Origin of the sequence: Martelella endophytica, from assembly GCF_000960975.1 — a bacterium.
Classification (GTDB): domain Bacteria; phylum Pseudomonadota; class Alphaproteobacteria; order Rhizobiales; family Rhizobiaceae; genus Martelella; species Martelella endophytica.
In genome coordinates this window covers 1,416,692-1,439,438 of record NZ_CP010803.1, presented here as the reverse complement: position 1 = coordinate 1,439,438, position 22,747 = coordinate 1,416,692, and the positions used below count along the sequence as shown (strand labels likewise).

The following is a 22,747-nucleotide window of genomic DNA, read 5'->3' as shown; positions in this document are numbered from 1 at the left end:
AGACAGTAAGGACAAGGGCTCCATCCCCCCTCTCCGGCCCTTGTCCCAAAAAGCAGCCGCCATGGTCCGCCCCCCTCCAGGCCATGGCGGCTTTTTCATGCCCTGATGCTGCCAATCGCATGTTTTCAAATCACCCTCCCATGGCCTATGGTCGCCCCATCTTTTTCGCGCCAACCCGAGGTTCTGCACATGACCGAACTTGAAGCGCTGCTGAAGCGCGCCGACGACAACCTCCCCTCCAGTCTCGACAAGTTGTTCGAGCTCCTGCGCATCCCCTCGATCTCGACCGATCCGGCCTACAAGGAAAAATGCGCCGAAGCCGCCGAGTGGCTGGTGGGCGAACTGAAGACGCTCGGCTTTTCCGCCACCGCCTATCCGACCAAGGGCCATCCGATGGTTGTCGGCACCAGCGAGAACGCGCCTGAGGGCGCCCCGCACGTGCTGTTTTACGGCCACTATGATGTGCAACCCGTGGACCCGATCGAGCTCTGGGAGAGCGATCCGTTTTCGCCGGCCGTCAAGGAGGTCGAACCCGGCCGCAAGATCCTCACCGGCCGAGGCACCAGCGACGACAAGGGTCAGCTGATGACCTTCCTGCAGGCCTGCCGCGCCTACCGTGAGGAGAACGGTGCGCTGCCGGTAAAGGTGACTGTGATGTTCGAGGGCGAGGAGGAATCCGGCTCGCCATCGCTTCCAGCCTTCATCGAAGAACATGGCGACCTGATCAAGGCGGACTTCGCACTCGTCTGCGACACCGGCATGTGGGACCGCGAGACGCCGGCAATCGCCGCAACGCTGCGCGGCCTCGTCGGCGATGAGGTGGTGATCACCGCCGCCGACCGCGATCTGCACTCCGGCTTCTTCGGCGGCGCTGCCGCCAATCCGATCCACATTCTTTCCGGCATCCTCGCCGGCCTCCACGACGAGACCGGCCGGGTGACACTCGATGGCTTCTATGACGGTGTCGAGGAAACCCCGGAAGATGTGAAGAAGGGCTGGGAACAGCTCGGAGAAACCGACGAGCGCTTCCTCGGCAGCATCGGCCTTTCGGTTCCCTCCGGCGAAAAGGGCCGTTCCGTGCTGGAGCTCACCTGGACCCGGCCGACCGCCGAAGTCAACGGTATCACCGGCGGCTACACCGGTGAGGGCTTCAAGACCGTGATCGCTGCGAAAGCCTCGGCAAAGGTCTCCTTCCGCCTCGTCGGAACGCAAGACCCGGCAAAGATCCGCGACAGTTTCCGCGCTTACGTGCGCTCGAAGATCCCGGCCGACTGCAAGGTCGACTTCCATCCCCATGGCGGCTCGCCGGCGATCCATCTGGATTACAACGCGCCCTTCCTGAAGAAGGCCCAGGCAGCCCTTTCCGACGAATGGCCGAAGCCGGCCGTGGTCATCGGCATGGGCGGCTCGATCCCGATTGTCGGCGATTTCCAGAAGAAGCTCGGCATGGATTCGCTGCTCGTCGGCTTCGGCCTCAACGACGACCGCATCCATTCGCCGAACGAGAAATACGAGCTCTCGTCCTATCACAAGGGCATCCGCTCCTGGATCCGCATCCTCGACGCGCTTGCCTGATCCGGCACAGCAGCCTTTGCGGGGCGGCCGCGCCGCCCCGTTCAGCTTGCATTAACCTTCGATGTCATCTTCTGGCGCCCGGCCGGGGCGGGCATGCCCGCGCCTTAATAAGACCTTAAAGACGACGGGCTAAAACGGAACGCGAAACGGAAGGTGCCGACGACCCCGCCATGGCGAAAAAGAAGAACCAGCGCAGCAGGACGGAACCCTCGCTCTTCGGCGGCGGAGCTACGGCGAAGCCTTCTAAAAAGAAGAAGGGTGGCGGCAGGAAGAAGTCCCGGTCTTCCGCGGGCAACCCGCTGTTTCGGGTGCTGCGCTTCCTGTCCTACTGGGGCTGCGTCGCCGCCGTCTGGGGCACCATAGCCGTTGCCGGCATCGTCATCTACTACGGCGCCAAGCTGCCGCCGGTCGATGAATGGGCCGTGCCGGAGCGCGCGCCCAACGTCAAGATCGTTGCCACCGACGGCTCGCTGATCGCCAATCGCGGCTCCACCGGCGGCGAGGCACTCTCCCTCGACGAGATGTCGCCCTATATCCCGATGGCCGTCGTCGCGATCGAAGACCGCCGCTTCTATTCCCATTTCGGTGTCGACCCGATCGGCCTTGCCCGTGCCATGGCGACCAATATCGCCCATGGCGGCGTCGTGCAGGGCGGCTCGACGCTCACCCAGCAGCTCGCCAAGAACGTGCTGCTCTCCCATGCACAGACGCTGGAACGCAAGGTGCAGGAAGCGCTGATGGCGATCTGGCTGGAGCACAAATACACCAAGGACCAGATCCTTGCGATGTATCTGAACCGCGTCTATTTCGGCTCCGGCGCCTATGGTGTCGAGGCCGCCTCCCAGCGCTATTTCAACAAGTCCGCCCGGGATGTGACGCTCGGCGAGGCGGCGCTGCTGGCCGGCCTGCTGAAGGCCCCTTCAAGGCTTTCGCCGGCACGGGACCCGGAAGCAGCGGAAGAGCGCGCACAGGTCGTACTTTCCGCCATGCACGACCAGGGCATGATCGGCGACAGCGACATGGCAACCGCCATGGCGCGCGAGCCGACCCGGGCGCCGAGCTACTGGTCGGGCGCCGAAAACTACGTCGCCGACATGGTGATGCGGCAGTTGAAGCCGCTCGTCGGCGAGGTCGACCAGGATCTCGTCGTCTACACGACGCTCGACCCCGGCCTTGAACGCGACGCCGAAACCACCCTGCAGGCGGCGCTCGACAAGAACGGCGCGAAGGACCGTGTCGAACAGGGCGCCGTCGTCGCCATCGATGCCACCGGCGCCATTCGCGCGCTGGTGGGCGGGCGCGACTATGCCGAAAGCCAGTATAACCGCGCCGCCACCGCCAGACGGCAGCCCGGCTCGGCCTTCAAGCCTTTCGTCTATGCCGCAGCGCTCGAGATCGGCGACCGGCCGGGCTCGGTGCGCAACGATGCGCCGATCACCATCGACAACTGGACGCCGGAAAATTACGAAAAGACCTATTCGGGCCCGATGACGCTGACCAATGCGCTGGCCCATTCGGTCAACACCATCGCCGCCCAGCTGGTGATGGAGGCAAGCCCGGGCTATGTCGTCGACCTTGCCCACCGGCTCGGCATCAGCTCGGACATCACCCCCAACGCCTCGCTTGCGCTCGGCACCTCCGAAGTCTCTCTGCTGGAACTGACCGGCGCCTATACCGCCTTCATGAACGGCGGCTTCAAGGTGACGCCCTATCTGATCGAAACCGTCGAAACCGACGCCGGCAAGCCGCTTTACCGCAACGACCGCGCCAACCCGCAGCGTGTGCTTTCATCGCAGGTTGCTGCCAACATGAATGGCATGCTGATGCATGTCGTGACCGACGGCACAGGCCGCGCGGCGCAGATTCCCGGCTGGCAGGTCGCCGGCAAGACCGGCACGACACAATCCTCCCGCGACGCGCTGTTCGTCGGCTTCACCGCCAACCTGACGGCGGGGGTCTGGGTCGGCAATGACGACAACTCGCCGATGAAATCCGTAACCGGCGGCAAGCTGCCGGCCGAGATCTGGCATGATTTCATGGTGAAGGCGCACAAGGGCGTGAAGTCGGAGCCGCTTTATGGCGGCGGCCGCATCATCGACCCACAGCCGGCGCCTGCGGCCAATGGCAACACTCCGGATACGTTGGTGGAGCTTCTCGGCCGGCTCGGCAACGAAACCCCGCCCGCCAATGTCGGCGAAAGTCAGCCCAAACAGCACAAGCGTCGCACCTTGATGCAGCTTCTGGGCGGCGGCTGAACGCCTTCAGCCCTTTCCGCCTGCCGCGACCACCTTGCGCTCGAACCGTTTGTCGCGGGCTCTCAGCCTGCGCCGCAACATCTGCAGCAGCCGCCGCTTGCGCCCTGCGAAGGCGGTCTCCGCCCAGGGTGTCTCGTTGCGATAATCCCAGTAGAGCTCGGTGAAGGGATGCGTGCACTTGATGTGCCAGGGCTTCTTCTTGTCGGTGAAATGCACGATCGCCGGCGCCCGCGCCGCCTCGAAAGCCTCCTCCTCCGAATAGGAAGGCTCGAGCGGATTGGCCCGGTAAAGCCGCGTACCGACGTTCCAGCAGAGCGGCAGAACCTTGGTGTCGCGCTCGAACAGGATGTTCAGGATGTCCTGATCCTGAGCGATGATATAGGGGCCTTTCTCGCGGTAGACGGCCAACACGTCGGAAGCGATCTCCATCGTCCGGAATTTCGCAACGTCGAAGACCATCACGCCGGCATTGAAATAGCGGTGCTCGGCCGAAAGCTGTATCCGGCGCGCCTGCTGGAAGCCGGCATCGTCCGGCGCGCCGGCGACGGGATGGCCCTCGAGATCGATATCCCAGAGCTTTTCGAGCGGTTCGACGACGATGGTATCGGCGTCGATATAGATCGCCTTGTCGACATCGCCCGGCAGATACTGGTGCATCACCAGCCGGTAATAGGTGGCAATTGACACATAATCGCGGTTGAGCGGCAGGAAGCGCAGGTCGTGATCGTCGATATCGATGAATTCGATACGCCCGCCGGCACCTGTGACCACCTGTTCAAGCGTCTTGCGGTTGGCGGGCGAGACATTGCCGCCGTTCAGGATGAAGAAGCGCAGCCGACCGGGTGTCTCGGTCGTGCGAAGGGCCGAGAGGATGGTGACGGCAGCATGCGGTGCGTAGCGGTCATCGACCGAAAGAACGACGTTGATATCCTCCGCTCCCGTACCGTCGCGTACCGTGATCGCATCGCGCCTGGCACGGGCCTCCGCCAGCACCTGCTCCGGCAGGACCGGTGGCCGCGGCCGCATGCCCCATGTCAGCGGCAACTCGCGCACCTTGGCATCATGGACGGCCTTGGCATAGTGGACATAGGCATTGGTCAGGTATTCCGCGAGGAAGCCCCAGATGCGCTTCTGGTAGGGGTCGTAAGTGCTGGTATCGATCCGCGCCTCGGCCGCTTCCAGCGTCGCGAACAGGAAGTCGCAATATTCGTGAAACAGCGGCTTTCGCATCACCGTGATGCTGTTGAAGAAGATCCGCCGCCCGGTCAGCACCTGCACGAAATAGGGATAGATTTCGGGAAACCGCGACTTCACGATCTCCTCGACGATATCCATGTCGCCGCCGTGATGTTGGTGGGAATAGAATTCAGAGGCGGTCATCGGCACCTCCGGCATGCCCGGCAGAAAGATGTCGCGCATGTTCGGCGTCAGGATATCCGCACTCCGGCAGGCCTTCTCGATCAGACGGTCATCCCAACCGAACTGGTCATATTCGCGCGGCCCGATCTCTTCGAACGACAGCCGCTTCGGCGCCTTCTCGGAAAAGGCCAGCAGCCGCCGGTAATGCATCTGCCCGTAATATTCGGCATCGACATTGTGCCGCATCCAGTACAGCGCTGTCAGCTCGTTCCAAGCGATGTTCTTTTCGGAGATGTTTTCCCCGGTATCGTCCCCGATCACCCCCTCCATCGAAAACCGCCCCAGCGCCCGCCCGGCCTGAACGGGCGTCAGTATCTTCGTGGCAATGCGCGGGGCGTCCTTGAAGTAGACGACGGAGATGAAGGTTTCCTGCGATATCATGAGGTTCTTTCAAAGACGCCTGGCTTGTAGTCGGTCGGCGACGACCCTCGTGCCGCCCAAAGCCGTCATACATGCCTTCGCACAAATGCGGTATTTGTGCAAAAGATAGCGCAAGCGCAGCGCTGCCACAAAGCTGCGGCAAGTTGCTTTCTTGAGCTGTTTGAATTTGATAGACCACCTCTGTTTCAACCGAAAAGGCATGCCGTGAACATTGAGAAAACTGATATTCCGGGTCTTGTTCTGCTGACGCCAAAGCGTTTCGGCGACGAGCGTGGGTTCTTCTCTGAGAGCTGGAACCGCAAGACGTTTGCCGATCACGGTATCGATATCGATTTCGTGCAGGACAATCATTCGCTGTCGCGGACGGTTGGCACGGTGCGGGGCCTGCATTTTCAGGCACCGCCGCATGCGCAGGCGAAGCTGGTGCGGTGTGGCCGTGGGCGACTGTTCGATGTGGCGGTCGATGCGCGCAAGGGCTCGCCGACCTTCGGCAAATGGTTCGGCGTCGAGCTCACCTTCGAAAACGGCAAGCAACTGCTGATCCCGGAAGGGTTTCTGCACGGCTTCATGACGTTGGAACCGGATACCGAGATCATCTACAAGTGCTCGGATTATTATGCGCCCGAATGCGATGGCGGCGTGCGCTTTGACGATCCGGAGATCGGTATCGAATGGCCGCTGAAAGACATCGATTTCACTGTTTCGGCCAAGGATCGTGACGCCCCGTCCTTTGCTGCGTTCGACAATCCCTTCGTCTACTGAGGTCTACGCATGAAGCTTCTCGTTACCGGCGGCGCCGGCTTTATTGGATCGGCCGTGGTGCGACACGCCATCGCCCGGGGCCATGCCATCGTCAATCTCGATGCGCTGACCTATGCCGCCTGCCTCGACAACGTCGCTTCGGTGGACAAGAGCCCGCTCTATGCCTTCGAACAGGCCGATATCCGCGACCGGGCGGCGCTTGACCGGGTGTTTGAAAAGCACGCGCCGGACGCGGTGATGCATCTGGCTGCCGAAAGCCATGTCGACCGTTCGATTGATGGGCCCGGCGATTTCGTCGAGACCAATATCAATGGCACCTACAACATGCTGGAAGCCGCCCGCGCCTATTGGGTGAACAAGGGCAAGCCGGAGACCTTCCGCTTCCATCATATCTCCACCGACGAGGTGTTCGGCTCGCTGGGCACCGAAGGGCAGTTTACCGAGGATACGCCCTACGATCCGCGCTCGCCCTATTCGGCTTCGAAGGCCGCCTCCGATCATCTGGTCCGCGCCTGGCACGAGACTTACGGCCTGCCGGTGCTGGTGACCAACTGCTCGAACAATTACGGCCCCTTCCACTTCCCCGAAAAGCTGATCCCGGTCGTCATCCTCAATGCGCTCGCCGGCAAGTCGATCCCGGTCTACGGCAAGGGCGAGAACATCCGCGACTGGCTCTTCGTCGAGGACCACGCCGACGCGCTGTTGACCGTTCTGGAAAAGGGCAAGGTCGGCCGCAGCTACAATATCGGCGGCGAGAACGAGCGCACCAATCTCGATCTGGTCAAGACGATCTGCGCCATTCTCGACGAGAAGCGGCCGCGCGCGGAAGGCTCCTATTCCGACCTCATCGCCTTCGTCACCGACCGCCCTGGCCACGACATGCGCTATGCCATCGATCCGACCCGCATCCGCACCGAGCTTGGCTGGCGCCCGTCGGTCACGGTCGAGCAGGGACTTGAGCAGACCGTCCAGTGGTATCTCGACAACGAGGCCTGGTGGAAGGCGCTTCAGAGCCGCAAGGGCGTCGGCGAACGCCTCGGGGTGAAGGCATGATCCTGGTCTTCGGAAAGACCGGCCAGGTCGCGCTGGAGCTGCAGTCGATCCTGCCCGAGGCGCGGTTCCTGTCGCGGGCGGAGGCGGATCTTGCCGATCCGGAAGCCTGCGCCGCCGCCATTGCCGATGCCAGACCCGATGCGGTGATCAATGCCGCAGCCTACACCGCCGTCGACAAGGCTGAAGATGACGAGGTGACGGCCCAAATCATCAATGGCGAGGCGCCCGGGGCCATGGCCCGCGCGGCCGCCGCCCGCGGCATTCCCTTCATCCACATTTCGACTGATTATGTGTTTGATGGCAGCGGTGACACGGCTTTCGCCACCGATGCACCGACGGCGCCGATCGGCGCCTATGGGCGCACCAAGCTTGCCGGCGAAGAGGCCGTTGCCGCTTCCGGCGCGCCCCATGCGATCATGCGCACGAGCTGGGTCTTCTCCGCCCATGGCGGCAATTTCGTCAAGACCATGCTGCGGCTTTCGGAAACCCGCGACACGCTGAACGTCGTTGGCGACCAGATCGGCGGGCCGACGCCGGCACGCGCGATCGCCGCCGCCTGCAAGGCCATGGCTGAAGGGCTTGTCGCGGCCCCGGAGAAATCCGGCATCTATCACTTCTCCGGCGCACCGGATGTCAGCTGGGCCGATTTCGCCCGCGCGATTTTCCGCCGGGCCGGCCGCAACGTCACCGTCAACGACATACCGACCGCCGAATATCCGACGCCGGCAAAGCGTCCGCTGAATTCGCGCCTCGACTGCGCGTCGCTGGCAGCCTTCGGCCTTGAGCGGCCGGACTGGCAGGCGGGCCTCGACGACGTCCTGAAGGAACTGGGAGCAACATCATGACAGCACGCAAGGGCATCATTCTCGCCGGCGGCTCGGGCACCAGGCTCTATCCGCTGACGCTCGCCATCTCCAAGCAGCTGATGCCGGTCTACGACAAGCCGATGATCTATTATCCGCTGTCTGTGCTGATGCTGAGCGGCATCCGCGAAATCGCGATCATCACCACGCCCGACGATCAGGCCCAGTTCCGCAAGCTTCTCGGCGACGGCAGCCAGTGGGGTGTGAGCCTCACCTACATCACCCAGCCCTCGCCGGACGGGCTGGCGCAGGCCTACCTGCTGGCGGAGGATTTTCTCGATGGAGCGCCGTCGGCGATGATCCTCGGCGACAACATCTTCTTCGGCCACGGCCTGCCGGAGCTTCTTTCGGCCGCCGATGCAAAACCCGCCGGCGGAACGGTGTTTGGCTATCACGTTGCCGACCCGGAGCGCTACGGCGTCGTTGCCTTCGACCGGGAAGGCCGTGTGCGCGAGATCATCGAGAAGCCCGAAACGCCGCCGTCGAACTATGCGGTGACCGGCCTCTATTTCCTGGACGGCGAGGCCCCGGCGCGGGCAAGGGCGGTCAAGCCATCGCCCCGCGGCGAGCTTGAGATCGTCACCCTGCTTGAGACCTATCTCCACGACGGCACGCTTTCGGTGGAGCGCATGGGCCGCGGCTATGCCTGGCTCGACACCGGCACCCATGGCAGCCTGCTCGACGCCGGCAATTTCGTGCGCACGCTCTCGGTCCGCCAGGGCATGCAGTCCGGCTGTCCGGAGGAGATCGCCTATCGCAGCGGCTGGATTGATGCTGACCGGTTGCGCCAGCACGCCGACACCTTCCGCAAGACCGCATACGGCACCTATCTGTCGGAACTGCTTTCGGCCTCGCCCGAACATCCGATGGGCTGACCGGCGCTAACCTACCAGCCGGTCGGAAAGTTGCGGGTGGCGGCTTGCAATAGGCCGGACGCTGTGGCTAAATCAAAAAACGGAATGTGATTTCATTTTTTACGGAACGCCGTGGGAAAGTGAAATTCTCGAAACGTTGACCTGATCTGGAGGGATCTGTGGCCGCGTTTCGCGCCGGGAGGAATGTTGTCGGACAAAGGTGGATCGTCGCGCGCTTGCGCCAGCCATCACGCCGATGACGACTGAGGAGACTGGGCCGGCTGAGCCGGTACCGCTAACATTGCGATTGCGACCGGACAGGACGACGGAGGCGGCTTCAGGGCCGTTCGTGCGGCCCGGTCGGCACCATGAAGTCGGGAGGAGAATTCATGGCCATTGCCTGCGCAGCTTCAAACCAGCGAACGGGGTCGTGGGCCCTGCCGGTTGCCGTTGCCGCGATGGGTGTCGGCGCGGCGGCTCTTCGCCCCGGCCCCTTTTCCAGAGACATTCAGGGTCGGCAAATCTTTTCCATTTCAGGATTCCGCGCCGAAGGGCGCGGCAGAGTGCACGATGCCCAACGCATCGGCACGGATTTCGTTCTGGTTTCCATCTCCCTGGAGGAAGGGAGCGCCCGGCCTGTCGCCGATGCGTGGAAATCCGCGAACGTGCGCAGCGGTGAACCCCGAAGGGGCCACACCACATAACGCAGAGCCATGAGGAGGAGGAATTCTATGGCTATTTCACGCAGAAAATTCTTGGCCACAACGGGTGGCGTGGCGCTGGCCGCTGGCCTGCCGTCACTGCCCGCTTTGGCGCAGGACCGCTCCATTCGCCATTTCTGGTGGGGCAATCCCGACCGCGACCGCCGGACCTTCGACGTCATCGAGGTGTTCGAGAAGAACCACGAGGGCATCTCCGTTTCCGGCGAAACCATCGGCTGGGGCGACTACTGGACCAAGATGGCGACCCAGACCGCCGGCCGCAACATGGCCGACCTGGTGCAGATGGACTATCGCTTCCTGTTCGAATACGTCCGTCGCGGCGCACTGCAGGAACTCGATCCCTTCATCGGCAATGGCCTCGACCTGTCCAATTTCGACAAGGGCCCGCTCTCCGGCGGCATGGTCGACGGCAAGCTCTATGCGCTCAACATCGGCTCCAACAGCCAGGTCTTCGTCTACAACACCAAGGTCTTCGAGGACGCCGGCATCACCACCGACGTGATCAACTGGACGTGGGATGACTTCGCAAACGTCTGCAAGACGATCACCGAAAAGACCGGCGGCAAGATCAAGGGCTCGGACGACTGCTCGGTCGTGCTTGAAACCTGCGAATGCTGGATCCGCCAGAACGGCCGCACCTTCTTCGGTGAAGAGGGTGACGTGATCGCCACGCCGGAAGACATTGCCGGCTACTGGCAGTTCTGGCTCGACCTGCGCAATGCCGGTGCGCTTCGCGAAAAGGACAAGTCGCTCGACGCCAACCTGCCGATGTCCGATGTCGGCGTCGTTTCCGGCGATACGGCGATCTCGAACTTCTGGTCGAACCAGATCGTCGGCGTGCAGGCGCTGATGCAGGACACGGTCGGCGCCGCCATGGTTCCGCACAAGCCTGATGGCGAACCCGGCCAGTTCATCAAGCCATCGATGTTCATGAGTCTCAGCCGCGACAGCAAGGATCCGGAAGCGGCGATCATGTACATGAACGACTGGATCAACGATCCGGAAGAAACCAAGATCCTCGGCCTGGAACGCGGCATCCCGGCCAATCCGGAAGTGCGCAAGGCCCTGGCACCGGACTTTACCCCGGCTGAAAAGGTCTCGGTGGATTACTTCAACGCCATCCAGGACAAGGTCGGCCCGCTGCCGCCGCCCGAGCCGAAGGGTGCCGGCGAGGTCCGTGATGCCTTCATCCGTGCCGGCACCGACGTCGTCCTCGGCAATGCGGAGCCGCAGCAGGCGGCCGAGCTGTTCATCGACGACGCCCAAGCGATCATCGACCGCGCCCGCTGACGCGCCAGAGACGACGCGGAGATGATCGCCACAAGGCGGTCATCTCCCGCCGGCCGACACTGAAAGAGTAATCCGATGAAACGACTTAGCGCGCGCAATGCCTCGGGCTACATGTTCCTGACGCCATGGCTGCTCGGCTTCTTCCTGCTGGCGATCGGCCCGATCCTGGTCTCCCTCTACCTGTCGTTCACCCGCTACGACATGGTCGGTGATCCCCGCTGGGTCGGCTTCGACAACTACGTCTACATGTTCACCCGCGACCGGCGCTTCTGGAAGGCGCTCGAAGTCACCTTCCACTACGTCATCTTCGCCGTGCCGCTGAGGCTGATCATGGCGCTCGGCGTGGCGATGCTGCTCGACAAGGGGCTGAAGACGATCGGGCTTTACCGTGCCATCTTCTATCTGCCCTCGCTGCTCGGTGCTTCGATCGCGATCGCGATCCTCTGGCGGCAGCTCTTCGCAATCGATGGCGTCGTCAATCAGGTGCTCGCCGTCTTCGGCATAGAAGGCATAGGCTGGATCACCAACCCTTCCACATCGATCTACACGCTGGTGGTGCTGGCGATCTGGCAGTTCGGTGCGCCGATGCTGATCTTCCTCGCCGGCCTGCGCGGTATTCCGCGCGACCTCTATGAGGCAGCGGACATCGACGGCACGTCGGCCTTCCGCAAGTTCTACGCCATCACCCTGCCGATGCTGGCGCCCGTCATCTTCTTCAACCTGGTGCTGCAGATCATCGAGGCCTTCAAGGTGTTCTCGCCGGCCTTCATCATCTCCAACGGCACCGGCGGGCCGGCCGACAGCATGCTGGTCTACACCGTCTATCTGTTCAACGAGGCCTTCAAGTTCTTCCGCATGGGCTATGCCTCCGGGCTTGCCTGGGTGCTGCTGGTGATCATCGGAACCTTCACCGCGATTGCCTTCGCGACCTCGAAATATTGGGTGCACTATGAAAATGAACGCGACTGAGGCAGCGCTCGCCGATATCGAGACCGAGCGCCAGGAAGCGCTGAAGGTCGCGCATGAATATCGCCTGGCGCGACAGAAGCGGGATAGGCGGGCGCGGCTCTACAAGCACGCCTTCCTGGTCATCTTCTCCTTCATCATGCTCTATCCGCTGCTCTGGCTGGTGGCGGCTTCGCTGAAGCCGGAGAACCAGATCTTCGGCACGCTCGGCCTTTGGCCGTCCGACTTCCAGTGGTCGAACTACACGAAGGGCTGGGAGGCGCTGCCGGTGTCCTTCACCGTGTTCTACCGCAATTCGGCGATCGTCACGATCCTGTCGGTGCTCGGCAACCTGTTTTCCTGCTCGTTTGCGGCCTATGCCTTCGCACGGCTCGAATTCACCGGACGGCGGCTGTTCTTCGGCCTGATGATGATGACGCTGATGATCCCCTATCACGTCGTGCTCATCCCGCAATATGTGATGTTCCTGAAGCTCGGCTGGGTCGACACCTATCTGCCGCTGGTGGTGCCGCGCTTCCTTGCATCGGACGGATTCTTCATCTTCCTGATGGTCCAGTTCTTCCGCCAGATCCCGCGCGAACTCGACGAGGCGGCGATGATCGACGGCTGTTCGACCTTCAAGATCTACTGGGCGGTGATCCTGCCCCTGTCGCTGCCGGCGCTCGCGACCTCGGCGATCTTCTCGATGATCTGGGTCTGGGAGGACTTCCTGGCACCGCTCATCTATCTGAACGACATCAAGAACTACACCGTGCCGCTGGCGCTCCGGCTGTTCGTCGACCACGAGGCGGAGAGCGCCTTCGGGCAGATGTTCGCCATGTCGGTGCTCTCGCTCGTCCCGGTGGTGATCTTCTTCGTCGCCTTCCAGAAACTCATCGTTCGCGGCATCGCGACCTCCGGCATGAAATAGGACCAAGAGAATGGCAGAACTCAGACTGACTGATGTCGGCAAATCCTACGGTTCGCTCTCCGTCATGGAGCACCTCAACCTGGCGATCCATGACGGCGAATTCCTCGTGCTCGTCGGGCCTTCCGGCTGCGGGAAATCAACGCTTCTCAGGATGATCGCCGGGCTCGAGGAAATCACCGACGGCACGATCGCTATCAATGGCAGGGTGGTCAACGACCTGCCCGCCTCCAAGCGCGAGCTCTCCATGGTGTTCCAGTCCTATGCGCTCTACCCGCATATGTCGGTGCGCAAGAACCTCGCCTTCGGCCTGCAGAACCTGAAGATGGACCGGGCCGAGATCGACCGCCGGGTGGCCGAGGCCGCGCGCGTGCTGCAGATCGAGCCGCTGCTCGACCGCAAGCCGCGCCAGCTTTCCGGCGGCCAGAAACAACGGGTGGCGATCGGCCGCTCGATCGTGCGTGAGCCGCAGCTCTTCCTGTTCGACGAGCCGCTCTCCAACCTCGATGCCGAACTGCGCGTGCAGATGCGGGTCGAACTCGCCGGCCTCTACGAACGCCTCAAGACGACGATGATCTACGTGACCCACGACCAGGTCGAGGCGATGACGCTTGCAAGCCGCATCGTCGTGCTGCGCGCCGGAAAGATCGAGCAGGTGGGCACGCCGGAGGAGCTCTACACGAGGCCCGCCAATCTCTTCGTCGCCGGCTTCATCGGCTCGCCGAAGATCAACATGTTCGAAGGCACAGTCGAAGGCAGCGGCAGTGCCCGGCAGGTGACGATCCCGGATTTCGGTAGCTATGCCGAACCGCAGCTTGCCGAGAGCGGCGGCCGGGTGACGGTCTGCGTGCGGCCGGAGGCGATCCGCCCCGGCCATGGCGCGATCCGCGCCACGGGCCGCGTGCGGCTTGTCGAATATCTGGGCTCGGAAACCATCGTCCACCTCGATCTTCCCTCCGGCGCCGCGCTGATCTTCCAGACCCATGACAAGGCCCGTCACCGGGTGGGCGAGACCGTCGAGATCGGCTTCGACCCCGCCGACCAGCATTTCTTCGACGAGGCGGGCAAGCGCATCGAGACCCGGGAGGAGGCAAGCGCATGAGGCGAAAGCGGGCGGCGGGCCCGGCCCGCCGGCGCGTCCCCGCGAATGCGGACGCGTCCCGGGCTCCGGCGATAAGTCGGGAGCCCGGCAGAGGACGGGGACTGGCATGAACACTGGCAGGCCGAAGACCGAAAACGTGGCGGCGGTGATGAAGGTGTTCGCTGTGCTGGAAACACTGGCGGACAAGCGCAGTGCCGGCCTTGCCGACATCGCCCACAGCGCCATGACCTCGAAAAGCACGACGCATCGCCTGCTGCAGACCATGGTGGAGCTCGGCTACGCGGCGCAGGACACCGAGACGGAGCGCTACGCCCTGACGCCACGCCTTTTCAGCCTTGCCGCCCAGACGCTGAACAGCCAGAGCGACATGCTGAGGATCGCGGACCGGGCGATGAGCCGCCTGTCGCGGGCAACCGGCGAATCCATCAATCTCGGCATTCTCGACGGTGGCGAGCAGCGCGTCGTCTATATCCACCAATATGCATCACACCACAGCCTCTCGATGAACTCGACGCTCGGCAAGCGCAATCCGCTGCATTCGACCGCGCTCGGCAAGGCGCTGCTTGCCTTTCGCGACGAGGAGGAGATGCGGGCGCGGGTGGCCGCGATGGCCATGGAGGTGTCGACGCCGAGGACGCTAACCGACAAGGCCGCCCTGATTGCCCAGATCGAAAGGGTGCGCGACGAGGGCTTTGCCGAGGAGATCGAGGAAAGCGAGGCCGGCGTGCGCTGCCTCGCCGCCCCCATTCTCAACCATATCGGTGTCGCCGTCGCCGCCATCAGCGTGTCGTTTCCGCTGTTCCGCTTCGACGAGACCCGGAGGCCGGATTATGTGGGCCTGCTCAAGGCGGCAACGCTGGAGGCCTCCGAGGCGCTCGGCTATCGCGGCGCGCTCAGAGATACTGCCACAGATATTCGGTGAGGCAGAACATCGCCATTGCCTGGCCATAGGGCATCGAGGTCAGCTTGATGTTGCGATAGTGGTCGAGGTCGTGGCCGATCGCCGTGCCGAAGGAGACCTGGACGAGTTCCCCATCGGCATTGATGTTGTCGACGACGCCACGCACCGCCCGCCCCGCCATATCGCGATAGTCGCTGTCGAGCAGCCGCATCCGGCTGCCCTTCAGCAGGCCATAGGCAAAACCCGCCGTGGCCGAGGCCTCCTCATAGCTTGCCGGATCGTCGATCAGCGTGTGCCAGAGCCCCGATGCCGCCTGCGTCTCCTTCAGCGTTTTCGCCTGTCGGCGGAAGGTGGAGAGCAGATGGCGGCCGATCGGGTCCTTTTCCGAAAGCCCGAGAATGTCAAAGAATTCCGGGATCGCGATCGTCACCCAGCTATTGCCGCGCGCCCACAGCGCATCGGCGAAATTGTGGTTGCCGTCGAAGGTCCAGCCGTGGAACCACAACCCGCTCCGGCGATCGGCGAGATACTGGGTGTGGACGAGGAACTGGTATTTCGCCTCCTCGACATAGTCCGGCCGATCAAGCACGAGCCCGATCTTGGCCAGCGGCAGCACGCTCATCATCAGCGTGTCGTCCCACATCTGCTGGTGGTTGACCGAATTGTAGACGATATGCTGCAGGCCACCCTCTTCGGTACGCGGCATCTCATGCATCACCCATTCCGCCCAGGCCTGAAGATAAGGCCGCCACACCGGGTTGCGGGTCGTCTCGTAGAGATGGGCAAGCGTCAGGAACGGCGCGACCGTGTTGACGTTCCTGGTCGGCGTCCCCTCGGCAAGACGGTCGGCGAACCATTGCTCGATGATGGCAAGCGCCTTGTCGCTGCCGGTCATTTCCCGGTATTTCCACAGCCCGTAGAGACCGATGCCGTGGGTCCACTCCCAGCCGGCCCAGCCCTTGGTGTCGATCACCCGGCCGTCCTCAAGCCGGAGCAGGAATTCCCCGGTCTCATCCCTGATGTTGATGAGATTGTCGGCGAGTTTCTCGATCAGCGCGCAGACATCGTCGCGCGAAATGAAATGCTCCCTGCGGCGCAGAAGCGGGTCCATCGCAGCCTCCCAACCCTTTGTCCCGGCACGGGCCCGTGCCCGCTTGATCCTTCGACGCGCGCCACCGGCACGCGACGCCCGGAGATGAACATGTCCGGGGCAGCGGCGCAACGACTTTGTTACCATCCGGTAGGAACTTCCGCACGAAGCGTTGTCAGAACGCAAGACCGCCGCCTCCTTTCGGGAGACGGCGGTCAAAACCAGTCGGTCAGCGCGTAGCGTCAGGCGGCGCGGCGTTCGTGGCGGCCTTCCTCAACCTCCTCGACGATCTTGTCGACGAAGGCTTCGAGGTCCTTCGGCGAACGCGAGGTAATGATGCCGTTGTCGGTCACCACTTCATGATCGTGCCAGTTGGCACCTGCATTCTTCAGGTCGGTCTGGATCGAGTGATACGAGGTCACGTCGCGGCCCTTCACGATCCCGGCCTCGACCAGCATCCACGGGCCGTGGCAGATGGCGGCGATGATGCGGCCGGAGGCTGCGAAAGCCTTGACGATGCCGACGGCAGCGTCGCTGGTGCGCAACACGTCCGGGTTGATCTGACCGCCCGGCAGGACAAGCGCGTCATAGTCGTTGACATCAACGTCATCGAGCGTGATGTCCGCGTCGACGCTGTCGCCCCAGTCCTTCTCGTCCCAGCTCTTGATCGGGCCCTTTTCGAAGGATGCTATGGTGACTGCGGCACCGCGCTTCTTCAATTCGTCGAGCGGAACGCGCAGTTCCGAGCGCTCGTAGCCATTGGTCGCCATGATGAGAATTTTGGATTTATCGATGGCAGGCATCTTAACCTCCTTGGTTTTCTCAGGCGTGATAGCGAAGTTGCATTCGCTTCTGCCGGATAAACGCATGTCCCCGCCAGCCGTTCCGAAAACAGACCAAGGTAAAAATGTGGCAATGCCGACGCTTATGATTGGCGCGGTCTGCCAACCATGGCTGCTCCGGGCACGCTCCCGCTCAAGATGATACGCCATTCGGACGCGGTCGCCGGGCGGCAGCCTTTTGTTCATTACTGTCTCGTCTCGCGCAAAACACCTCCTATTCCTCCGCCATGTCGGCCCGCTGACATTTTCGATTTGAAAACATCGGGTCCGGAGTGCTAACGGATTGCCAACCTTTTCCAAGCGGTTTCCTGCAGGTTTTCTCGCCGGTTTCCAGCGCAGCAGAAGAGAATCCGATGGCAGAACATGTCTCCGGCCTGGCCGAGCAGTCGGTTGTTGAAACCGGCTCGCCGATGGTCAGCTTTGAAAATGTGACCAAGTCCTTCAACAGCCGGGAAACCGGCAGGAAGGCTTTCAGAGCGCTCGACAATATCAGCTACAGTGTCCCGCGTGGCGCAATCACCGGCATTATCGGGCGCTCGGGCGCCGGCAAGTCGACGCTTGTGCGCCTGGTCAACGGTCTCGAGCGTCCGAGCGAAGGCCGCGTCATCGTTGATGGCACGGATGTCGCGGCGCTTGACGAGGTGGCGCTTCGCTCCGTCCGGCGCTCGATCGGCATGATTTTCCAGCACTTCAACCTGCTGTCATCACGCACGGTCTACGACAACGTCGCCATGCCGCTCGAGATCGCGGGCGTGGCAAAGCAGGATATCAAGAAGCGGATCGAGCCGCTGATCGATCTCGTCGGCCTGTCGGAGCGCACGCGCCATTACCCGGCCCAGCTTTCCGGCGGACAGAAGCAGCGGGTCGGCATCGCCCGCGCGCTGGCCTCCGAGCCGAAGCTGCTTCTGTCGGACGAGGCGACATCGGCGCTCGACCCGGAAACGACCCAGCAGATTCTCGGCCTCCTGAAGACGATCAACCGCGATCTCGGCCTGACCGTGCTGCTGATCACGCACGAAATGGAAGTGGTCAAGGCCGTCACCTCGCGGGTCGCGGTGATGGACAAGGGCCAGATCGTCGAAAGCGGCCGCACCTTCAATGTCTTCACCGCGCCTGAGCACGAAACCACCCGCTCGATGCTGGCGGCCCTGCCGGGCGGCAGTCTCCCGGACTGGATCGGCCGGCAGGTGATCGCCGCGCCGAAACCCGGATCGAACGCGCTGCTGCGCCTGCGCTTCTTCGGAGAGACCGCCGATCAGCCGCTGGTCTCTCAGCTGATGACGGTGCTTGAAAGCCCGGTCAATATCATCGCCGGCACTGTCGACGAGATCGCGGGAGAACCTTACGGCACGCTCTATGTCGCCTATTCGGCAGATCCGGCGGTGATGCAGAAGGCGGATCAATTCTATGCCCAAACCGGTCTGAACGCGGAGGTCGTCGGCTATGTCGCCTGATATGCTCATCTCTCTTCTGACCAGGGGAACGCTGCAGACGCTGCAGATGGTCATCGTTTCCGGCCTGATCGGAACCGCGCTCGGCCTGCCGATCGGCATTTTCCTTGCCACGAGCGGCAAGGGCGAACTGCTGCAGGCGCCGATGCTCAACCGCATTGTCGGCCTGATCGTCAATGCGACGCGGTCCACCCCCTTCATCATCCTCGTGGTCGCGATCATTCCGTTCACGCGGCTGATCGCGGGCACGTCGATCGGCACCCAGGCCGCGATCGTGCCGCTGACGGTTGCCACCATCCCGTTCTTCGCGCGCCTTGTGGAAAGCGCGATCCGGGAGGTCGACAAGGGGCTGATCGAGGCCGCGCGCGCCATGGGCGCGACGCCGATGCAGATCGTCATCAAGGTGCTGCTGGCGGAATCGAAGCCCGCCATCACGCTTGCCTTCACGCTCACCATCGTCAGCCTGATCGGCTATTCCGCCATGGTCGGCGCCGTCGGCGGCGGCGGTCTCGGCGACCTCGGTATCCGCTATGGCTATCAGCGCTTCATGCCCGGTGTCATGCTGGCGGTTGTCGTCGTGCTGATCGTGCTGGTGCAGGCCATCCAGAGTGCCGGCGACCGGCTGGCGCGCGGCTTTGACAAGAAAAACCGGAGCCAGTAAGGCCTTCGTCAAAGCGAAGCCCGATGCAAATTCCCCTCCCGAGAAAACAGGAACTGTCATGAAGAAACTGATGACCACCGCGGTATTGGCGGCCCTCCTCTCCGCCGGTCTGGCGCACGCCGAGACCAAGAAGGTCGGCGTCACGCCCGGCCCGCATGCCCAGATCGTCGAGAAGGTCAAGGAAGTGGCCGCCGAGAAGGGCCTCGACCTCGACGTGATCGAATTCTCCGACTACGTCGTGCCCAATCAGGCCCTGGCCGATGGCGACCTCGATATCAACTCGTTCCAGCATCAGCCCTATCTCGACAATCAGGTCGCCGATCGCGGGTTCGATCTCGTCAGCGTCGCCCAGTCGGTGAACTTCCCGATGGCCGGCTATTCCAGCAAGATCGACAGCAAGGAAGGTATTCCGGACGGAGCGACCTTTGCGCTTCCCAACGATCCGAGCAATGGCGCCCGCGCCCTTCTGATGCTTGAAGATCAGGGCATGATCGGCCTGACCGAAGGGGTCGGCGTGCGCGCGACCGTGCTAGATGTCGTCGACAATCCGCACGACTACAAGTTTGTTGAGCTCGATGCCGCCCAACTCCCGCGCGCGCTCGGCGATGTTGACGTGGCGCTGATCACCACCAATTACGCGCTCGATGCCGGCCTCAACCCGGTCAACGATTCGCTCTTCCGCGAAGGCGCCAAGGCTCCCTATGTCGGCGTCATTGCGGTGCGCGCCGAAGACAAGGATGCCGACTGGGTGAAGACCTTCGTCGAGAGCTACCACAGCCCGGAAGTCAAGGCCTACATCGAAGAGCAGTTCAAGGGCGCCATCACGCCGACCTGGTAAGACCTATTGGCGCGCCTGCCAGACCGTCAGCCGGGCGCGCCAGTTCTTTGGCAAGAAATTGCGTCAGTGGACGCACTTTGGAAACCGGATTTCTTCAGAGACACCCGTCCGGCCGCTAAACAATCAAAACATCACAGGAAACCGAGCGTGGCCGGCAAACCCGGAGTGACCGCGCCCTAAGGACACGAAATGAAACGCGTATCGATATTCGCCGCTCTCACCATCGCGGCCGGCCTTGCTGCAGGTTCCGCACTCGCCAAGGACAAGATCATAGTCGGCGTCACGCCCGGCGCGCATGAGGAAATCCTCGAACAGGTCCAGAAGCTGGCCAAGGAGCAGGGGTTTGATGTCGAGATCGCGACCTTCAGCGATTACGTCGTGCCCAACCAGGCGCTGAACGACGGCGACCTCGATCTCAACAGCTTCCAGCACGTCCCCTACCTCGACAACCAGGTTGCCGATCGCGGATATGAACTGACGGCCGTCGGCAAGACGATCATCACGCCGATGGGCATCTATTCCAACAAGGTCGAAAGCGTCGATGACATTCCGGAAAACGCCCGCGTGGCGATCCCGAACGACCCGACCAATGGCGGCCGCGCGTTGCTATTGCTGCAGGACAAGGGCGTCATCAAGCTTGCCGATGGCATCGGCCTGAAGGCAACGCCGCTGGACATCGTCGAAAACCCCAAGAATATCGACATTCTCGAGTTGGATGCAGCCCAGCTGCCGCGTGTTCTCAACGATGTTTCGGTGGCCGCGATCAACACCAATTATGCGCTTGATGCCGGTTTCAACCCGATCGAGGACTCGATCGCCATCGAAAGCCCCGACAGCCCCTACGCCAATGTGATCGTCGCCCGCACGGAAGATGCCGACGCCGACTGGGTCAAGCAGTTCGTCGAGATCTATCAGTCCGATGAAATCCGCAGCTTCATCGAAACCACCTATGGCGGCGCGGTCGTCCCGGTCTTCTGATCAATGAAAAAGCAACGTCGCTGGCGCTATTAGGCGCCATTTCCGGGTCGATGCTCAATCTCCCCGTCGGGCGGTGGCGCAGCAATCTTGAAGGTGCAGCATTGCCTTGCTGCACCTTCATGCTTTTTACCCCATAGACACCGCTACCGAAACCAGCGTTCCAGCAGCGAGGCAGCATCCTGGTTAAGGTAGAGCGTCGCATGCGTTGTCTTTTCATCGGCCCGAAAAGCGAGTCCCTACTGTCGCCCGGCAGCTGACTTTCAACCAGCACATTCCTGCTGCATCGAACCGCAATCGGGCCTCGTGGACTTCATTAGAACCCGATTGCCCGCAGCAGCAGGAAGCATGCAGCCGATAAAAGTGCGGCGGCGGGCACCGTGATCACCCATGCGGCGATGATCGTCATGAAATGGGAGCGGCGGACGAGCTTGCGACGGGCGCGTTCCTGCCCCGGCAGCCTGCGATGGGCCGGCCGCTCCTGCGAAAGCCGACGGGCGCGCCTTTCCGTGTACCACTCGCGAAAGAAGCCGACACCGAAGACGCCGCCGACCGCGATGTGGGTGGAGCTCACCGGCAATCCCAGCCAGGATGCGGCGATCACGGTGACTGCGGCCGAGAGCGCCACGCAATAGGCCCGCATCGGATTGAGCTTGGTGATCTGACTGCCGACCATGCCGATCAGCTTGGGGCCGAACAGCACCAGGCCAAACGAAATGCCAAGCGCGCCAATCAGCATGACCCAGAGCGGTATCGACACCTCGCCGGCCACGCTGGAGGACTGATGCACATAGGCGATCGCGGCAAGAGGCCCGACAGCATTGGCAACGTCATTGGCGCCGTGGGCGAAGGAAAGCAGCGCCGCAGAAACGACGAGCGGCGCGCTGAACAGCGATTTCAGGGACCGGTTCCGGTTTTCAAGCCCCTCCGACTGGCGCCGGATAAGCGGCACGGACAGCAGGCCGAGCGCCAGCCCGACGACCGCGCCAATCAGCAGCGCGGCGGGCAGATCGATGACCATCACATGTTTCAGGCCCTTGAGCGCGAGATAGGTGGCGAAGGCCGCGCTCATCACGCCGATCAGCACCGGCACCCAGGTTCGGGCGGCGGCGATCTTGTCATCGACATAGATGACCCGCCATTTGATGAAGGCGAGCATCGCAGCGGCGAAAATGCCGCCGAGCAGCGGCGAGATCACCCAGCTTGCGGCAATCTCGCCCATCGTCGACCAATTGACGGCGCCAAGCCCTGCCGCGACGATGCCCGCGCCCATGACGCCACCCACGACGGAATGCGTGGTCGAGACCGGAGCGCCGATCCAGGTCGCAATGTTGACCCAGATCGATGCGGCCAGCAGTGCCGCCATCATCGCGCGCACGAATACCGCCGTGTCGGAAAGCGCCGAGGGATCGATGATCCCCTTGGAAATCGTGGATACCACATCGCCGCCCGCCAGCAGCGCTCCGGCACTTTCGAAAACGGCCGCGATGGCGATCGCGCCCAGCAGCGACAAGGCCTTTGCCCCGACCGCCGGCCCCATATTGTTCGCCACGTCATTCGCGCCGATATTGAGGGCCATATAGGCGCCGAAGGCGGCGGCGACGATCAGTGCCAGGCTCTGCGGCTCGCCGCCGGCGAAAATCGCTGCGGCCACGGCTGCAAATGAAACGAAGACAAGGCTGACGCCGACACCCACCAAGGGGCGCGATGCGTACATGGAGGCTTCTTCGAGACGCGACAGACGGTTCAGGTCCTTGTCGAGCGTCTTCCACTGCCGGGTGGCATCATCGGTCAATATGAAATTCCTTGAAGTCCTGAAAACCGCCGGCTTGTGGCTCGG

General features: G+C 62.7%; 20 protein-coding genes. 16 read left to right on the top strand and 4 right to left on the bottom strand.

What is annotated here, in order from left to right:
• Positions 1-189 precede the first annotated feature (189 nt).
• Both TM49_RS06570 and TM49_RS06565 read left to right on the top strand, forming a co-directional pair.
• The gene (locus TM49_RS06570) at positions 190-1,575 is read left to right on the top strand and encodes a M20/M25/M40 family metallo-hydrolase (RefSeq protein ID WP_045684872.1); all 1,386 of its coding nucleotides are present in this window, start codon (positions 190-192) and stop codon (positions 1,573-1,575) included.
• Positions 1,576-1,745: 170 nt separating this feature from the next.
• A complete protein-coding gene (locus TM49_RS06565) occupies positions 1,746-3,830 on the top strand; it encodes a transglycosylase domain-containing protein (protein WP_045680065.1) in 2,085 nt (694 codons plus the stop codon).
• 6 nt (positions 3,831-3,836) lie between these two features.
• Here TM49_RS06565 and TM49_RS06560 read toward each other — a convergent pair whose 3' ends face one another.
• Positions 3,837-5,630, bottom strand: a complete 1,794-nt coding sequence (locus tag TM49_RS06560; protein WP_045680064.1) for a DUF4422 domain-containing protein — start codon at positions 5,628-5,630, stop codon at positions 3,837-3,839.
• 204 nt (positions 5,631-5,834) lie between these two features.
• Between TM49_RS06560 and rfbC the strand changes: the two genes are divergently transcribed.
• From rfbC to kdgR, 10 genes are all read left to right on the top strand, one after another.
• Positions 5,835-6,392 (top strand): dTDP-4-dehydrorhamnose 3,5-epimerase, encoded by a 558-nt coding sequence (gene rfbC, locus TM49_RS06555; protein ID WP_045680063.1) that lies wholly within the window; start codon positions 5,835-5,837, stop codon positions 6,390-6,392.
• 9 nt (positions 6,393-6,401) lie between these two features.
• A complete protein-coding gene (gene rfbB / locus TM49_RS06550; protein WP_045680061.1) occupies positions 6,402-7,445 on the top strand; it encodes a dTDP-glucose 4,6-dehydratase in 1,044 nt (347 codons plus the stop codon).
• On the top strand, positions 7,442-8,290 hold the full coding sequence (rfbD, locus tag TM49_RS06545) for a dTDP-4-dehydrorhamnose reductase (RefSeq protein ID WP_045680059.1): 849 nt from the start codon (positions 7,442-7,444) through the stop codon (positions 8,288-8,290). The genes rfbB and rfbD overlap by 4 nt, the downstream gene beginning before the upstream one ends.
• The gene (rfbA, locus tag TM49_RS06540) at positions 8,287-9,183 is read left to right on the top strand and encodes a glucose-1-phosphate thymidylyltransferase RfbA (RefSeq protein ID WP_045680057.1); all 897 of its coding nucleotides are present in this window, start codon (positions 8,287-8,289) and stop codon (positions 9,181-9,183) included. Before rfbD ends, rfbA begins: the two co-directional genes overlap by 4 nt.
• Positions 9,184-9,551: 368 nt before the next feature.
• Complete coding sequence (locus TM49_RS06535; protein WP_144409493.1) at positions 9,552-9,866, top strand: hypothetical protein; 315 nt, start codon at positions 9,552-9,554, stop codon at positions 9,864-9,866.
• Between the two features lie 27 nt (positions 9,867-9,893).
• Positions 9,894-11,174: an ABC transporter substrate-binding protein gene (locus TM49_RS06530; protein ID WP_045680054.1), complete on the top strand. Its 1,281-nt coding sequence runs from the start codon at positions 9,894-9,896 to the stop codon at positions 11,172-11,174.
• Positions 11,175-11,249: 75 nt separating this feature from the next.
• Entirely contained in the window at positions 11,250-12,143 is an 894-nt protein-coding gene (locus tag TM49_RS06525; RefSeq protein WP_045680051.1) for a carbohydrate ABC transporter permease, read from the top strand.
• A gap of 136 nt (positions 12,144-12,279) precedes the next feature.
• Entirely contained in the window at positions 12,280-13,050 is a 771-nt protein-coding gene (locus tag TM49_RS06520; RefSeq protein ID WP_244464855.1) for a carbohydrate ABC transporter permease, read from the top strand.
• Positions 13,051-13,060: 10 nt separating this feature from the next.
• Positions 13,061-14,149, top strand: a complete 1,089-nt coding sequence (locus TM49_RS06515; protein ID WP_045680049.1) for an ABC transporter ATP-binding protein — start codon at positions 13,061-13,063, stop codon at positions 14,147-14,149.
• 106 nt (positions 14,150-14,255) lie between these two features.
• Positions 14,256-15,071 carry a DNA-binding transcriptional regulator KdgR gene (kdgR, locus tag TM49_RS06510; protein WP_045680048.1) on the top strand — a complete coding sequence of 272 codons (816 nt, stop codon included), beginning with the start codon at positions 14,256-14,258 and terminating at the stop codon, positions 15,069-15,071.
• Here kdgR and bglB read toward each other — a convergent pair.
• Together bglB and TM49_RS06500 are read right to left on the bottom strand one after the other, a co-directional pair.
• On the bottom strand, positions 15,043-16,161 hold the full coding sequence (gene bglB / locus TM49_RS06505) for a beta-galactosidase BglB (RefSeq protein ID WP_045680047.1): 1,119 nt from the start codon (positions 16,159-16,161) through the stop codon (positions 15,043-15,045). The two genes, kdgR and bglB, sit on opposite strands and share 29 nt — an antisense overlap.
• A 221-nt stretch (positions 16,162-16,382) precedes the next feature.
• Positions 16,383-16,943, bottom strand: a complete 561-nt coding sequence (locus TM49_RS06500) for a type 1 glutamine amidotransferase domain-containing protein (protein ID WP_045680046.1) — start codon at positions 16,941-16,943, stop codon at positions 16,383-16,385.
• Between the two features lie 392 nt (positions 16,944-17,335).
• Here TM49_RS06500 and TM49_RS06495 point away from each other — a divergent pair, with 392 nt between their 5' ends.
• The 4 genes from TM49_RS06495 (at position 17,336) to TM49_RS06480 (ending at position 20,910) form a co-directional block, all read left to right on the top strand.
• Positions 17,336-18,436: a methionine ABC transporter ATP-binding protein gene (locus TM49_RS06495; RefSeq protein ID WP_425283274.1), complete on the top strand. Its 1,101-nt coding sequence runs from the start codon at positions 17,336-17,338 to the stop codon at positions 18,434-18,436.
• On the top strand, positions 18,426-19,094 hold the full coding sequence (locus tag TM49_RS06490; RefSeq protein ID WP_045680045.1) for a methionine ABC transporter permease: 669 nt from the start codon (positions 18,426-18,428) through the stop codon (positions 19,092-19,094). The genes TM49_RS06495 and TM49_RS06490 overlap by 11 nt, the downstream gene beginning before the upstream one ends.
• 58 nt (positions 19,095-19,152) lie before the next feature.
• The gene (locus TM49_RS06485) at positions 19,153-19,932 is read left to right on the top strand and encodes a MetQ/NlpA family ABC transporter substrate-binding protein (protein WP_045680044.1); all 780 of its coding nucleotides are present in this window, start codon (positions 19,153-19,155) and stop codon (positions 19,930-19,932) included.
• A 189-nt stretch (positions 19,933-20,121) separates the two neighbouring features.
• The gene (locus TM49_RS06480) at positions 20,122-20,910 is read left to right on the top strand and encodes a MetQ/NlpA family ABC transporter substrate-binding protein (protein WP_045680043.1); all 789 of its coding nucleotides are present in this window, start codon (positions 20,122-20,124) and stop codon (positions 20,908-20,910) included.
• Positions 20,911-21,223: 313 nt separating this feature from the next.
• Here TM49_RS06480 and TM49_RS06475 read toward each other — a convergent pair whose 3' ends face one another.
• Complete coding sequence (locus tag TM49_RS06475) at positions 21,224-22,702, bottom strand: inorganic phosphate transporter (protein ID WP_045680042.1); 1,479 nt, start codon at positions 22,700-22,702, stop codon at positions 21,224-21,226.
• Between the last annotated feature and the right edge of the window lie 45 nt (positions 22,703-22,747).